Genomic DNA, 14,060 nt, shown 5'->3' on the forward strand with positions numbered 1-14,060 from the left:
GGAAACCGTGAATCCCGTATCCAAGGAGAATTCCATGACCGTTCAGGACACCGCCGCCCACCCCCTGCGCAGCCTCTACCAGAAGTCCGTCGCCAACTACTGGAACCAGGAGAGGAACCCGGTCAACCTCCGTCTGGGCGAGGTCTCCGGTGTGTACCACCACCACTACGGCATCGGTGATGTGGACCGTTCCGCGCTGGAAGGCCCCGACGCGTCACGCCAGGAACGGCTGACGGCCGAGCTCCACCGACTGGAGTGCGCACAGGCCGACCTGTTGATGAGTCATCTGGGCGACATCCTTCCCGAGGACCGGTTGATGGACTCGGGTTCGGGGCGCGGGGGCAGCAGCTTCGTCGCCAACAGCCGCTTCGGCTGCCGTGTCGACGGCGTCTCCATCTCCGAGACCCAGGTGGCGTTCGCCAACGGCCAGGCCAAGGAGCGGGGGGTGGACGACAAGGTGCGGTTCCACCTCAAGAACATGCTCCACACGGGCTTCGAGAGCGACAGCTTCCAGGCCATCTGGAACAACGAGAGCACCATGTACGTCGATCTCTCGCTGCTGTTCCCCGAGTATGCCAGGCTGCTCAAGCACGGTGGCCGTTACGTCACCATCACAGGGTGCTACAACGACGCCTACGGGCTGCCGTCCAGGGCGGTGAGCGAGATCAACGCCCACTACATCTGCAACATCCACCCGCGCAGCACGTACTTCCGGGAGATGGCCGCCAACCGTCTGGTGCCGGTCAGCGTCGTCGACCTCACCGCCGCCACGATCCCGTACTGGGAGCTGCGTGCGACGTCGCCCCTGGCCACCGGCATCGAGAAGGCCTTCCTGGACGCCTACAAGGACGGCAGCTTCCAGTACCTGCTGATCGCGGCGGACAAGGTCTGACGGTGCTGACCGGGTGACGGTCCGGCCGGCTCGCGCACCGGACGGCCGCCGTACCACCGCCCGGTGGGGCTTCACGTGCTCGACGGTGCCGGTCGGCCTGGACCGGCCGGCACCACGGGCAAGCCGCCCGTGTCAGTTCAGGCGCAGCTGCATCAGGGTCAGGTCCAGCCACCTGCCGAACTTGGTACCCGCTTCGGGCACCGTGCCGACGTGGCGGAAGCCGAATCGCTCGTGCAGACGGACCGACGCGGCGTTCTCCGCCTCGATACCGGCGATCAGGCTGTGGTGACCGGAGTCGCGGGCCGAGGTGACCAGGGCGTCGAGCAGCGCCGAACCGATCCCGAGTCCGTACCGGCCCTCGCGGACGTAGACCGAGTTCTCCATGGTGTCGCGGAAGCCGTCGAAGTCCTTCCACGGGCCGTAGACGGCGAACCCGGTGACCTCTCCCTCGGCCACGGCCACGAACGCGGACCCGCGCTCCAGGTGCGGCGCGAGCCAGGCCGCGCCCTCCTCGGGTGACTGCAGTGTCCGTGTCGTCCACAGGGCGGTCGAGTGCTCCACCGCGTGATTGCGGATCTCGCGGATGACCTCGGAGTCCTCCGGCCCTGCCGGGCGTACGGTCACCGGCCGGGCGCTCCCGTATATTGGATTCATGTCCAACATAGTAGAGCCTCTGGTTCTCCAGATCGCGGCGCGCGTCCGTACCGAACGGGAACGCCGCAGGTGGACACTGGCCCAGCTCGCGGAGGTCTCCGGAGTCTCCCAGGCCATGATCAGCCGCATCGAGCGCGGCGAGAGCAGCCCGACAGCGGTCGTCCTCGGCAAGCTGTCGGTCGCCTTCCAGCTCAGCATCTCCTCACTGCTCGCCCTCGCGGAGGGCACGCCGGACGCCGCCTCCCCGACCCCCGGAGTGCGTCGTGGGGCCGACACGGAGGGGTGGCGTGACCCCGAGACCGGGTACCGGCGCCGCCAGATCACCGGCCCGCACTTCCCCGCCGAGATCGCGGAGATCCGTCTACCTCCCGGGGCTCGCGTCCCCTACCCGGCCGCGGCCTTCGCCTTCGTACGGCAGGTCGTCTGGGTCATCGACGGACAGCTCACCTTCCACGAGGGGGACACCGTCCACGAACTCGGCGAGGGTGACACCATCGAACTCGGCGGGCCCACCTCTCGGGTCTTCGCCAACACCACTGACGAGGAATGCCGTTACGTCGTCGTCCTCGCCCGGGGTACGCAGCCGTGACCGCCACCTCCCTCTCACGGGGCGGAACACTCCTCCTCGCCGCGATCGCCGGAACGGCGATCGCGAACAACTACGCGCTCCAGCCCGCGCTCACGACGGTCGCCTCCGATCTCGGCGCGCCGCTCTCCGTGATCGGCCTCGTACCGGCCGCGGCTCTCGGCGGCTGTGTGCTCGGCTTCGCGTTCCTGCTGCCGCTCACCGACCGTCTCGCGCCGCACCGCCTGGTGTCGGCCCAGCTCATCGCCCTCGCGGTGGCCCTCATACTGGCCGCGGGAGCACCGGGCGCCGCTGTGCTGCTGACCGCCTACCTCTTCATCGGCGCCGCCGCGGGTGTCGCGGCGCAGGCCGGGAACATCGCGGGGCGCAACGCACCGCAAGGGCGGCGGGGCACCGGTGTCGCCACCGTGGCGGCGGGCATGTCGGCCGGCATCCTCCTCAGCCGGATGGTGGGAGGGGCTCTCACCGATCTGCTCGGGTGGCGCCGGATGCTTCTCGTCTTCGCCGCCCTCGCCCTGCTCGGGGCATGCGCGGCGGCTCGCCTGCTCCCCCGGCAGCGGCCGCAGTCCCGTCGCGGCTATCTCGCAACCCTCGCCTCCCTGCCTCCCCTGCTCCGGCAGCACCCGGCGCTGCGCCGGGCGGTGGCCACCGGAGGGCTCTGGTACTTCGCCTTCAACCTCGTCTGGGTCTCCCTCGCCCTGGCCCTGGCCCAACAGCCGTACGGGCTCGGCCCGGCCGCCATCGGCCTGTACAGCCTCGCCGGCCTCCTGGGGTTCGCCGTGCTCCCGCTCACCGGGCGGCTCGTGGACCGTCACGCCCCGCAGACCCTGATCACGGGCGGCATCCTGGCAGCCGCGGCGGGAGCCGCGCTGCTGGCATCGGGACTGGGCACCCCACCGGTGACCGCCGCCGGACTGGCCCTCTTCGACGCGGGCTGCTTCGCCGCCCAGGCCGCCAATCAGAGCCGCATCATCGCCCTGGATCCGGAACGGTCCGGCGGCCTGAGCAGTGTCTACCTCGTCCTCTACTTCACCGTCGGAGCCCTCGGGACGTCCCTGGCCGCACCACTGCTCGACGCGGCCGGATGGCCGGGGATCACCCTGACCGCACTCACCGCGCTCCTCGTCGCGATCCCCGTCGGGCGGGCGACTCCCGGACCCGTGGGCGACCGGATTCAGCGGACCCGGTGACGCGCGTCGGCGCCCTGGCGTTCCGTGCGCCGCGCGGGGCCCGGAGCGCCGTCCGGGCCCCGCACAGGACGGGCATCAGCGCTTCATGAGAGCGAAGACCCCCCATCCGAGATACTCACGCGTGGAGGCCGCGTAGCGGGCAGGCTCCGTGGTGAGCTCCTCGCGTACCTGGGGGGCGAGTTCGTCGTCCGGGTTCCGGTCGAGCCAGCGGCGCATGCTGAGCCACTGCGCCGCGGCGTACCGGTCCCAGCTGTCCTGGTCGGCCAGTACCATCTCCACGACGTCGTAGCCGAGTTGCTGGAACCGGCCGATGAGTTCCGGGAGCGGCGCGAAATCCGAGATGGCCGTCGCGTGGCTGTCCCTGGCGGTCTGCTCGTCCGGAGGGGTCCGCCGCCAGTACGGTTCCCCGATCAGCATGAGTCCTCCGGGGCGGAGACTGCGGTCGAGAAGTTCGACCGTCCCGGCCACGCCGTTGCCGATCCATGTGGCACCGATGCAGGCGGCGATGTCGACCGGCCGGTCCGCGACATGGCCGACGGCATCGCCGTGGACGAACTCGACCGAGTCGGAGACTCCGAGTTCGGTGGCGCGGGCCCGCGCCTGCTCGGTGAACACGGTGCTGATGTCCACGCCGGTGCCCGTGATCCCGTGGTCACGGGCCCAGGTGCAGAGCATCTCGCCCGAGCCGCTGGCCAGGTCGAGCATGCGTGAGCCCGGGGCGAGGCGCAGCGCCTCGCCGAGGACGGCGAACTTGTGCGCGGTCATCGGGTTGTGGATCCGGTGGTCGCCCTCACGGATGGTGAAGATGCGGGGCAGGTCCAAGACCTTGTTCCTTCCATGATGTTCTGGAGTGCGGGGACTGGTTCAGGGCGCGCCGACGGCGCTCGCCGTGCTTCTTCGTGCGCCGCCGCCCGGGCGTGGCCGGGCAGGTGCCGCCGTCCTCGGCGTGCGTCGGTCCGGCAGCGCGACCAGGCAGAGGGATCGCTCCGGCAGCCGCTCGGTCACGGGCGGCGCGGCGTCTGCCGTACGGACGCGGAGAAGGCACGGGAGAGTGCGATCTGAGATGTCGAAACAGAGTGGAGACCCTTGGACAGGGCCTCGCCGGACGTACCGCTCTACCCGGTCAAAGGAGAAGGGCGGACGAAGGTCAGAACGAGGCCGAAGAGGTGAGGACGGTCCGGGTACCGTGCAGAACGGTGTTCTCCACAACGACCATGCGACTCGCCTCCTAGGATCTCCTTGCGTACCTGTTTCGCCGCGCGATCATAACACCCGTCCAGAATTCCGCCAGGGTCCCGAGTTCCGCCAGAACCTGCGGCTGATCTCCTGCCATCGGCAGGCGAGTTGGCGCTGGGCCTTCGACCGGCTTCAAGGCCGGCTCGCGGCACGGTGCGACGAGGACCGGCAACACCGGTGGAGCGTGAAGACGGGAAACGGCGGTCAGGAGCACTGCCGAGGGAAAGGTTCACATGATGGCGACGTTCGACCAGTTGACCGAGTGGGCCGGTCCGGGGCGTGTCACAAGAGCCTCACCGGACGTCGTGGCCGCCTGGCGGATTCCGGGCCGGGCGAGGGCGCAGCTCATCGAGGTGGGCATCCCTGTGGCCCCATGCCTCATCGAGCGAGTCGTCATGCAGAGCGAGACCGAGCCGGCCCTGTTCGCGTCCCGAGGCCCGCTGTATCGCCTCACCGAACAGTCCGACCCCGATGATCAGGACGAGCGGTCGTCCTTCGGCGTCGAGCCCGAGACCGGGGCGGTCTACTTCGTGACGCCGAACGGGGAGGCGTGGTTCGCCAACTCAGGTGTCGGCGCATGGCTCGACGTCCTCGACCGGTACGGCAGCCGCATCACATCCTCGGAGCTCCTCGGTGGGCCCGACGGCCCCGAGGAGTACCTGCCGGAAGAGGACGAGGAGCGCGCCTTCGGCGAACTGAACCGGCTCGCCGCGGAGTTGGAGCGGACCGACCCGACGGCCTTCGAAGGGTACGAAGGGTATCTCTGGCCGGGGCTCCTGGATCGCTGGCTCTACTGATCCCGGCCGATCGGGCCAGGGTCCATCGGCCTGAGCCACACGGGCGTCCACGGCGGGCAACCCGGGGTGCAGCCTCGGCGCGTCCTCACGGAGTACGCGTCATCCCCGGCGCCCCACGATGTCACCCACCGGATCCTCGGCCAGGGCGACCGCGGCGGTGATCCTCTTCCCGACCGGCTCCCGGTGCACGGAGAAGCTGCGCGACACGGCCATCACGATCTCCAGACCGTGCTGACCGATCCGGGTCGCGTCCGGGGCCTGGACCGAGGGCATGGCCGTCCCGCTGTCCCACACGCTCACCTCGACCGCGCCGTCCTCGACCTTCAGGGTCAGCAGGCAGGGGCCCGGAGCGTACTTCCGGGCGTTGGTCACCAGCTCGCTGACCACGAGCTGGACCGTCCCCAGCACCCGGCCGGAGACGGGGTGCCCGTGAACCGTCCGGACGTCGCCGAGGAACGAGCGGGCCAGGCCACGGGCCTGCGCGATGTCCTCGTCGCCCTCGAAGGCGGCGGATGCCCGAGGGACCTCGCCGACCGACGACCGCTGCTCACAGTTCTGCGCCACCATCCGGTCCATGCAGTCCGCCCGATCTCGTGTATCTCTTCGTCCCGATCCGCCGTGTACCCCGGATCACCGGGGTCAGGCCAGGGAATCCGTGGAAACTTCCGAGCGCGCCCGGCCCGGCTGCACGACGTCGTAGGCGAGGTGGGTGGCGGTCGAGGTCGAGATCCCACCGCGCTGCACCAGGGTGCCCCGCATCCCAGCAGTGAACAGGGGTGTGCCGCCCCCGAGGACCACGGGTGCGAGATGCAGGTTCAGAGCGTCCACGAGCCCGGCCGCCAGCGCGGAGCCGATGGTCGCTCCCCCACCCATGAGGACGACGTCGAGGGTGTCACCGGTCGCCGAGGAGGCCGCTTCGGCTCGATCGCGTGCGGCCGTGACGGCGTCGGGGAGACCCGTGGTGACGAAGGTCCAGTCGAGATCGGCCAGCCTCACCGACCGCGGCGGCACCGAGGTGACGACGACGAAGGCGGGCCTGGCCGCCTCATCGGCGCCGTACCCCGTGGTGTCGTCCCATCCCTCCGGTCCGTCGACGATGTCGAAGAGCCGCCGGCCCAGGACCACGGCGCCGGAACGGGCGGTGGCCTCCCGCAGGATCCTGCGGTCGTCGGGATCCTCCGAGAACGCCCAGGTGTGCAGTGCCTCGCCATCCGTACCGAGGCCGTTGTGCGGTCCCGGGTCGGGACCGGTGACGAAGCCGTCCAGGGAAACCGAGATGTCGGCGATGATCCGGGTCATACAAGGGCAGACTCCGTCCACCGCCAGGATTCATCGGAACCCGGAACGCGATCAGGTCCTCGAAGCGGTGCCTCGAGGACCTGATCGGTGATACCCGCGTCAGCGGAATCAGGCGGCGGTGATGTTCTCCGCCTGGGGGCCCTTCTGGCCCTGGGTGATGTCGAAGGTGACGGCCTGGCCTTCCTGGAGCTCCCGGAAGCCGGTGGCGTTGATGTTCGAGTAGTGAGCGAAGACGTCCGGCCCGCCGCCGTCCTGCTGGATGAAGCCGAAACCCTTCTCGGCGTTGAACCACTTAACGGTGCCGCTGGCCATGCTGGTGCCCTTCGCTTCGATATCCGGACCCGCACTGCGCGAACTCCGGGGCGTCGTGGTCGCACCGCACAGCAAGACGCCCGCACCGGAGCGCGGGCAGGAACGGCGAACCACGACAGCTGGCAGGAACGCTACATGGCGAAGCCGTCCGCCACCAGAGAGCCACATCTGAACATCTGCCGTTCCAGCCGCTCTTTACGGCCGGCCGACTTCGTGATCAAGTTCGCCATGCCGGTTCGGACGGCCTCTGGGGAGAGGCCGAGGGGGAAGGGGAGCGCTGCGATGAGCGCTGTCGTCACGGACGTTTCGCGCCCGTGTCCACGCTGCGGGGCGACGCTGTGGAGCGACCCACGCTTCACCTCCTGGTGCGGGGAATGCGACTGGAACGTCGATCCGCTGGCCCCGGAGGAGGCGTCCGGCCAGGTGGCCAGGCACCCGCTCACGGCCCGGGCGCCTCGAGGCGATGACAGCTCTCCGGGACCGCAGCACGACGAGGGATCGGCCCACACCTTGTCACGCCTGTCCCTGACCACCGCCTATGCCGTCGCGATGGCCGTCCACGGCGTGACAGTGGTTCTGGCGGCGAGCGCCGTCTGGTGTGTCGTACGCGGCTGGGGTGGCCTCGGGGCACCGCTGGGCGTCGTCCTGATGTTTCTCGCCTGGACCGTGAGGCCACGCCTGGGCCGCCCGCCGCGGGACGGGCAGGTGATCGTCCGCGATGAGGCGCCGGCGCTGTACGGCCTGATCGACGAGGTCGCGGAGGTGGCAGGTACGCGTGGTGTGGACGTCATCGTGGTGGACACGGACTTCAACGCCGGTGTGCAGACCTGCGGCGTGCGCGGACGACGGGTACTGACGCTCGGTCTCCCCCTGTGGGAAGTGCTCGGGCCTCAGGAGCGGATCGCCCTTCTGGGGCACGAGCTCGGCCACTACGGCAACGGTGACACCCGCCGGGGGATCGTGCTGGGGACCGCACTGCGTTCGCTGCACCACTGGCGGTACTTCCTGGCACCCACACCGGACCCGGCTCCCGTGGAGATGCTCGTCAACCTCCTCTACCTGGGCCCCCGCGCGCTGGTGCGGGGAGTCCTGCTGCTGCTCGACAGGCTCACGGCGAACGCCGGAAGGCATGCCGAGTACGAGGCGGACGTCTTCGCGAGCCGCGCGGGGTCGACGGAGGCGGCGGTGCGGCTGATGGACCGGATCCTGCTCGACGAACCGGTGTCGACGATCGTGCGGCGCGAGGCACAGCGGCTGGAACGTGAGCTGCGTCGTCCCGGACGGAAGGGGGAGACGGGGCAGGACGCGAGCCGGCTGTGGGAGATCCTCGCCGACGAGGCACGGACCATCCCTGAACACGAGTACGAGCGCAGGCGGCGGCTAGGCGCCGCCCGGAAGCACCGCGCCGACGACAGTCACCCGCCCACGCACCTGCGCCGACGGCGCCTCCTGTCGGGTGACCCCTCACCGCGGCGGTGGTGGCCGACCATGCGCGGGAGGAACGCGCGTCCCGAGAACTCGCCGACGCCCGACGCCTGCTGGCCGCGGAGATCATCCGGGACGGCTACGCCGACTGACGCGGCACCACCCCACCACGTGGGCACCTCGCGCTCGCGAACGCCCGTTCCACCACGAAAGGGATCCTGTGCCGGAGACTCGACCTGAACCAGCCGGGAAGTATGATCAAGCGATGTCTGACATGACGGAAACCACGCCCGGTTGGCTCAGCACCGACGAACTGGACATGGCCCGGTCCCGGATGCCCGTCCTGTATGTCGAGGCCGTGCCCGTGAGGGTGGACGAGAGCGGCGAAGTCACCAGCATCGGGCTGCTCCTGCGGATCGGTGCCGACGGGACCATCAGCCGCGCGCTCGTGTCCGGGCGTGTGCTGCACCACGAGCGGGTCCGTGACGCGTTGCTGCGTCACCTGGAGAAGGACCTCGGGTCGGTGGCCCTCCCCCGGGTCCCCTCGTCCCTGCAGCCGTTCACCGTCGCCGAGTACTTCCCCACGGCGGGCGTCACGCCCTTCCACGACCCGCGTCAGCACGCGGTGTCCCTCGCCTACGTCGTACCGGTTACAGGGGACTGCCGTCCGCGTCAGGACGCGCTGGACCTGGTCTGGTTCAGCCCTCAGGAGGCGGCCTCACCGGCGGTGCAGAACGAGATGCCGGGGGGGCATGGAGTGCTTCTGAAGCAGGCCCTCGCCCACGTCGGACACGTCTACTAGGAATCGCCGGGGTCACCGGCCCCGCTGCCGCGAGGCCGTTCCACCGCTCCCTCCAGCACCGCACGGCCGAGTGCCGTCCGGTGGTGGAGGACGCGCACACCCTGGCGCCGGGAGAGCAGGAGACCCGCCTCGCGCAGCACGGTGGCGTGCCTGCTGGCCGTCGACGGGGCGAGGCGCAGGGCGGCGGCGAGGTCCATGGTGGTCATCGGGCGGTCCAGCAGCCGTAGGAGTTCGGCGCGTGAGACACCGATGAGCTGCGCCACCGGGGCGGCCCCACCGTGCACGCTGCCGCGTTCCAGCCAGCCGGGCGGCGGCGCGAGAGGGTGGACGAGCACCGGCGGCAGCGAATCGTCCACCAGGGCCAGCGGAGCACGTACACAGAAGAAGGCCGGAACAAGCGTCAGGGCCCTGCCCCGAAGCGCGAGTTGGCGCTCGACCGGATACGGGGCACGCAGCGTCTGATTCCGGTAGCGCCATCCGGGCAGTTGGTCGTATCCGGTGAGCAGCCCCTCCGCTCCATGGGCGAGAGCGGCGTGGGCACGTACGGTCCGGTCGGCCGCGGCATGCGCGCGCATGGCCGGGAGGTAGGGCGCGACAGCCAGCCGGTGATAGGCGCGGAGAGCCGCTCCCAGACGACGCAGTGCCTCGGGGCATCCGTCTGCGAGGGTGCGCAGCCCGGTGGGTACGGGGCCTCGGCTGAGTGCGTGCAACCGGGCGATCTCGGCGCGCAGCCGTTGCCGCGGCGTGGAGAGCAGCCGGTCGAGCCCGTCTTCCAGATCGGCGCCCCCGCGTCCCGGCGTCAGGAAGTCGGGGAAGTACGCGCCGTCGGGACAGAGCCTCATCAGGGCCTGCGCGGCGGGTGCGAGACCCGATCGCCGCAGGGAAGCGCTCACCTCACGGCGCCAGGGCCCGAAGACGAGTGGCACCTGGCGGTTCTGCAGGAGGTGCAGACTCAGCGCCGTCTCCCAGAGCGGGTCCACGTCTGACGCGACGCGGAGACGGGCCAGCTCCTCGCTCGTGAACTCCACCCGAATCACAGCGCACCCCCGGCGGTCACGGGCTCTCCACGACGCCCGGGCTCCGGAACTCTACGCGCATCACGGCCGTGACGCATGCATGCCAGACATCTGGCGCGGCCGACGGCCGATTCGACCGGATCTCGCGGTGGCCCGACCGGATTCAGCCCTGGCCGGGCCACCATGAGCCACCGTCACACGTCAGCAGAGCGGCACGCCGGGCAGCTTCGCGTCGGGGTGATCGATGTAGATGTTGCTGATGAAGCCGTTCTGGTCACGCAGCTTGCTCCACCAGTTGTTGCTGTATCCCTCGGCGTTGACTGTGTCCCCCTGCTTCTGGCACAGGACGCGCACCGCCGTCGGGCCACCGAGGGTGGTGACGACCGGCGCGCTGATCCGGGCATCCGCGCGGACGTTCACGCCGCTGCCCCAGGTGCTGAACGGGACACCAGCGCCGCCGCACCCGTTGTCGCTCGTCAGGTACGCCTGGTTGTAGCTGCCGGGGTAGGAGAGGCCCGCACCGTTGATGACGATGTTCTGGCCGACCCCGTTGAGCAGCTGCTCGTAGTGGATGTGCGCACCCGAGGAGTTGCCCGTGCTGCCGGTGACACCGATCTGCTGCCCCTGCGCGACGTAGGCACCGCTGGCCACGGAGTAGGCCGAGAGGTGGAAGTAGTAGGTCGTCCAGCCACCGCCGTGATCGATCGCGATGTAGTTGCCGGCTCCGCTGGGCTGCGAGTACCGGGTGGCCGTGCCGGCTGCGGAGGCGAGCACCGGGGTGCCCGCCGTGGCGCCGCCGTCGGAGCGCACGAAGTCGAGCGCCCGGCGCACCTCGGCCGAGTGGTGGCTGTACGTCCAGCGCTGGCCGCAGGGATAGGGGGCCTTGAAGACCGGGGCGGCCGCCGCACCTGCCTCATGTGCCTGCGCGGGAAGGGCGCTCAGTCCCGCCACGGCCATCAGGGCGGCGACGAAAAGGGCGGGAAGACGTCTGAGGAACCTCACGGATGCTCCTAGGTGGGGGATGCGGACCCGGCGTGGCGGGGCCGGTGCACGGTGAGACCGTCGAGAACGTAGCGGTGGCGCTCGGAGCTGACAAGCACGCGCAGGCCTCTTCGACCAGGAACGAATTCCTTGCGCCTCCGCCCGGCTCACCGCCACCGTGACGCCAACGCGCCACAGCGGCCCCCGGGCTGCGGCCGGGCGTGTCCGTGCCCCGAAGGAGCGCTCATCCTCATGCCTTCGCTCCGCACCGCCCGCCCGCGATGGTCGCTCCTGGCCCCTCTCGCGGCCTTCGTCATGCTGTTGGCGTCGACCGGTCCGGCCTCGGCCGCGTCCGCCGCCGGGAGGCCGGCGCCTGGAAGCGGGAGCCGAACCGTCGTGGACATACCCCCGGACGTCACCGCGGGTGTGGCGGTCTTCGACCGGCTCACCGGCCGTTTCACCGAGTCCTTCCAGGCGGACCTGGCCTTCCGTTCCGCGTCGGTGGTCAAGCTGCTGCTCGCTCTGGACCATCTGTGGACCCGTGACCCCGTCCACGACCTCCCGCAGGCGGACCGGGACCGGATCGGCGCGATGCTGAGCAGCAGCGACGACGCCGCCGCGAGTCACTACTGGGCCGCCGGCGGCGGGAGTGCGGTGATCTCCCGGATGGTGGCCCGCCTGGGACTCACCGGGACGGCCCCGCCACCGTCCGGCTACCCCGGCTTCTGGGGTTACACGGCCACCACCGCAGCGGACACCGTACGCGTCTACCGTTATCTCCTCGACGAAGCACCTGCCCCCGTGAGGGACTTCGTCATGGGAGCGCTGCACCGGTCCACTCGCTGCGCCACGGACGGCTTCGACCAGGGTTTCGGACTGCCGTCCGCCTTCGACGGGCCCGTGGCCGTCAAACAGGGCTGGTCGGGCTTCAGTTCAGGTGGCTGCGGCGTGACCGCCCGGAGCCGGGGAAGTTCCCCCGACGAGGCGGCTGCGGACCTCTCCGCACCGGCGGACGAGTCGCCCGGGCCCGGGCCGAAACCCGCTGCGGGGGGCGCCGGCGAACCGCCTCCCGGCCGCGCCTCGGCGCCCGCGCTGGATCTGACGTCCGACGCGCTGCACACCACCGGCACGGTGGGCCCGGACGACCGCACGATCATCGCCGTACTCACCCTGCACCCCGACGGCACACCGTACGGAAGGGCCTACAACAAGGTCACCGCCCTCGTCGCCGCCCTGAACGCCCCTGGGGCGGACCGCCCCGCCGGTATCCGCTTCACCACGTGGGGCAGCGGCGTCCGCGTCCGCTCGGGCGCCTCGACCGCTTCCACGGCGCTCACCATCCTCCCGGCCGGGGTGGACGTGCTCGTCGACTGCCAGGAACGGGGCGAGCGGGTGTCCGTGCCGCCCTACGTCAACGACTGGTGGGCCCATCTGCCGCAGTACGACGGATGGATCACCAATATCTACGTCACCTCCCCGGACAACACCCTCCCGGGTGTGCCGGGTTGTTCCTGAACCTTCCCCCCACCGCGAAGGAGGCGCATCGTGCGCCGCACACGGAGACCCGACTCCCCTGTCACGCGTGTCCGCAGAGGACAGGCTGCCGCCGTCTCGCTTTCCGCTCTCGTCGCCCTCACGCTTGCCTCCGGACCTGCCGCGGCCCGCGACGACACCCGGCTCGATGGCATCAGCTGGGAGGCGGACCTCTCGGCGTCCGCGACGGAGGCAGGCGATGTCAGCCGCACCGGGTCGGGGATACGCCTCCAGAACTCCGGGCTTGCGCCTGCGTCCTCCCGCTCCGGGCGAGGCCAGGCCACGGTTCTGCTGCCTCCGCACGCCCTCGACCGGGCGGTCGACGTGATCACCCCCGATCTCGACGCCACCGTCCCCACCGGCGCCCAGGTCGTGGTGGACGTACGCGGCCGGGACGGGCTGGGCCGGTGGACGGAGTGGCGCGAGGCGCGCAAGGACTCCCCCGCCCTGCTGCCCCGTGCCGTCACCCTGGTGCAGACACGGATCACGCTGGTCTCGGGGACCGCCGACGCCGCGCCCGCTGTCGGCAGCCTGCGTCTGAGCGCCGTGCTGGAAGCCGATCCGGAGAAGTCGCTCGCCGCCGAAGCACTGACGGCGAGTGTGTACGCGACTCGGGAGGGTCTGGTCGGCGGGACCACCGCGAACGGGCATGTGATCGTCCCGAACGACCACTTCGTCGCCCTGCCCTCCCGCCGTGGACTGTCCCCGAAGGGCAGCGGTCAGTACTCGGTACGCGTCTGCGGCCCTGCGCGCTGCGAGACGGCCCCGGTGTGGGACGTCGGCCCGTGGAACACCCGTGACGACTACTGGAACCCTTCCTCGGTGCGCGAGACGTTCAAGGATCTCCCCCAGGGCAGGCCCGAGGCACAGGCCGCCTACCAGAACGGCTACAACGGCGGGCTGGACGGCTCCGGCCGCCGCGTGCTCAACCCGGCGGGCATAGACCTGGCCGACGGTACGTTCTACAACGTCGGCCTGAACAACAACGGCTGGGTGACCGTCACCTATCTGTGGACCGGTACGGGAGCACCGACGACGTCGTTCCCGACCTGGGGAACCGCGGTGAACATACGCCAGCAGCCCACCAGCGCGTCCACCCGCGTCGCGCAGCTCCCCGGTCCCACGACGGTGCGTGTGCAGTGCCAGGTGCACGGCCAGCTCGTCGAGGCCGACGGCCACAGCAACGACGCCTGGTCCTACCTTCCGGACTACGGCGGCTACATCTCGAACATCTTCATCGACGTGGCCGACAGCTGGTTGCCCGGCGTGCCGAACTGCTGATCCTCGCGGGTCGCAGCGGCGCCCTTCGGCGGGAGGTGCCAACCTCCCGCCGAAGG

Annotated in this window: 15 protein-coding genes; 8 read left to right on the top strand and 7 right to left on the bottom strand. The window is 70.5% G+C overall.

What is annotated here, in order from left to right:
- Positions 1-34: 34 nt before the first annotated feature.
- On the top strand, positions 35-892 hold the full coding sequence (locus tag ACGFNN_RS34085) for a geranyl diphosphate 2-C-methyltransferase (RefSeq protein ID WP_362674117.1): 858 nt from the start codon (positions 35-37) through the stop codon (positions 890-892).
- A gap of 132 nt (positions 893-1,024) precedes the next feature.
- Here the strand turns inward: ACGFNN_RS34085 and ACGFNN_RS34090 are convergent, their stop codons facing one another.
- On the bottom strand, positions 1,025-1,546 hold the full coding sequence (locus ACGFNN_RS34090) for an N-acetyltransferase family protein (RefSeq protein ID WP_365098454.1): 522 nt from the start codon (positions 1,544-1,546) through the stop codon (positions 1,025-1,027).
- On the opposite strand from ACGFNN_RS34090, the gene ACGFNN_RS34095 reads away from it, so the two are divergent.
- Both ACGFNN_RS34095 and ACGFNN_RS34100 read left to right on the top strand, forming a co-directional pair.
- Entirely contained in the window at positions 1,545-2,135 is a 591-nt protein-coding gene (locus ACGFNN_RS34095; protein ID WP_393561815.1) for a helix-turn-helix domain-containing protein, read from the top strand. The genes ACGFNN_RS34090 and ACGFNN_RS34095 overlap by 2 nt on opposite strands.
- On the top strand, positions 2,132-3,322 hold the full coding sequence (locus ACGFNN_RS34100) for an MFS transporter (protein WP_393561816.1): 1,191 nt from the start codon (positions 2,132-2,134) through the stop codon (positions 3,320-3,322). Before ACGFNN_RS34095 ends, ACGFNN_RS34100 begins: the two co-directional genes overlap by 4 nt.
- Positions 3,323-3,397: 75 nt before the next feature.
- On the opposite strand, the gene ACGFNN_RS34105 is transcribed toward ACGFNN_RS34100, so the two are convergent.
- Positions 3,398-4,144, bottom strand: a complete 747-nt coding sequence (locus ACGFNN_RS34105) for an SAM-dependent methyltransferase (RefSeq protein WP_393561817.1) — start codon at positions 4,142-4,144, stop codon at positions 3,398-3,400.
- A 650-nt stretch (positions 4,145-4,794) separates the two neighbouring features.
- On the opposite strand from ACGFNN_RS34105, the gene ACGFNN_RS34110 reads away from it, so the two are divergent.
- Positions 4,795-5,355 carry an SUKH-4 family immunity protein gene (locus ACGFNN_RS34110; RefSeq protein WP_393561818.1) on the top strand — a complete coding sequence of 187 codons (561 nt, stop codon included), beginning with the start codon at positions 4,795-4,797 and terminating at the stop codon, positions 5,353-5,355.
- A 99-nt stretch (positions 5,356-5,454) separates the two neighbouring features.
- Here the strand turns inward: ACGFNN_RS34110 and ACGFNN_RS34115 are convergent, their stop codons facing one another.
- From ACGFNN_RS34115 to ACGFNN_RS34125, 3 genes are all read right to left on the bottom strand, one after another.
- A complete protein-coding gene (locus tag ACGFNN_RS34115) occupies positions 5,455-5,922 on the bottom strand; it encodes an ATP-binding protein (RefSeq protein ID WP_393561836.1) in 468 nt (155 codons plus the stop codon).
- A gap of 72 nt (positions 5,923-5,994) precedes the next feature.
- Entirely contained in the window at positions 5,995-6,654 is a 660-nt protein-coding gene (locus ACGFNN_RS34120) for a dihydrofolate reductase family protein (RefSeq protein WP_393561819.1), read from the bottom strand.
- Positions 6,655-6,762: 108 nt separating this feature from the next.
- Entirely contained in the window at positions 6,763-6,966 is a 204-nt protein-coding gene (locus ACGFNN_RS34125) for a cold-shock protein (protein WP_018552900.1), read from the bottom strand.
- 282 nt (positions 6,967-7,248) lie between these two features.
- Between ACGFNN_RS34125 and ACGFNN_RS34130 the strand changes: the two genes are divergently transcribed.
- Entirely contained in the window at positions 7,249-8,631 is a 1,383-nt protein-coding gene (locus tag ACGFNN_RS34130; protein WP_393561820.1) for a M48 family metallopeptidase, read from the top strand.
- A gap of 34 nt (positions 8,632-8,665) precedes the next feature.
- Positions 8,666-9,193 carry an NUDIX hydrolase family protein gene (locus ACGFNN_RS34135; protein WP_362675201.1) on the top strand — a complete coding sequence of 176 codons (528 nt, stop codon included), beginning with the start codon at positions 8,666-8,668 and terminating at the stop codon, positions 9,191-9,193.
- On the opposite strand, the gene ACGFNN_RS34140 is transcribed toward ACGFNN_RS34135, so the two are convergent.
- Both ACGFNN_RS34140 and ACGFNN_RS34145 read right to left on the bottom strand, forming a co-directional pair.
- Positions 9,190-10,221, bottom strand: a complete 1,032-nt coding sequence (locus ACGFNN_RS34140; protein ID WP_393561821.1) for an ArsR/SmtB family transcription factor — start codon at positions 10,219-10,221, stop codon at positions 9,190-9,192. The genes ACGFNN_RS34135 and ACGFNN_RS34140 overlap by 4 nt on opposite strands.
- Positions 10,222-10,410: 189 nt before the next feature.
- Positions 10,411-11,211, bottom strand: a complete 801-nt coding sequence (locus tag ACGFNN_RS34145) for a peptidoglycan DD-metalloendopeptidase family protein (protein WP_393561822.1) — start codon at positions 11,209-11,211, stop codon at positions 10,411-10,413.
- A 231-nt stretch (positions 11,212-11,442) separates the two neighbouring features.
- On the opposite strand from ACGFNN_RS34145, the gene ACGFNN_RS34150 reads away from it, so the two are divergent.
- The gene (locus ACGFNN_RS34150; RefSeq protein ID WP_393561823.1) at positions 11,443-12,705 is read left to right on the top strand and encodes a hypothetical protein; all 1,263 of its coding nucleotides are present in this window, start codon (positions 11,443-11,445) and stop codon (positions 12,703-12,705) included.
- A 30-nt stretch (positions 12,706-12,735) separates the two neighbouring features.
- Positions 12,736-14,004, top strand: coding sequence for a hypothetical protein (locus ACGFNN_RS34155; RefSeq protein WP_393561824.1), 1,269 nt, complete (start codon positions 12,736-12,738; stop codon positions 14,002-14,004).
- Positions 14,005-14,060: the final 56 nt, after the last annotated feature.

The organism is Streptomyces sp. NPDC048590, from assembly GCF_043199535.1.
In the GTDB taxonomy this organism is placed as follows: domain Bacteria; phylum Actinomycetota; class Actinomycetes; order Streptomycetales; family Streptomycetaceae; genus Streptomyces.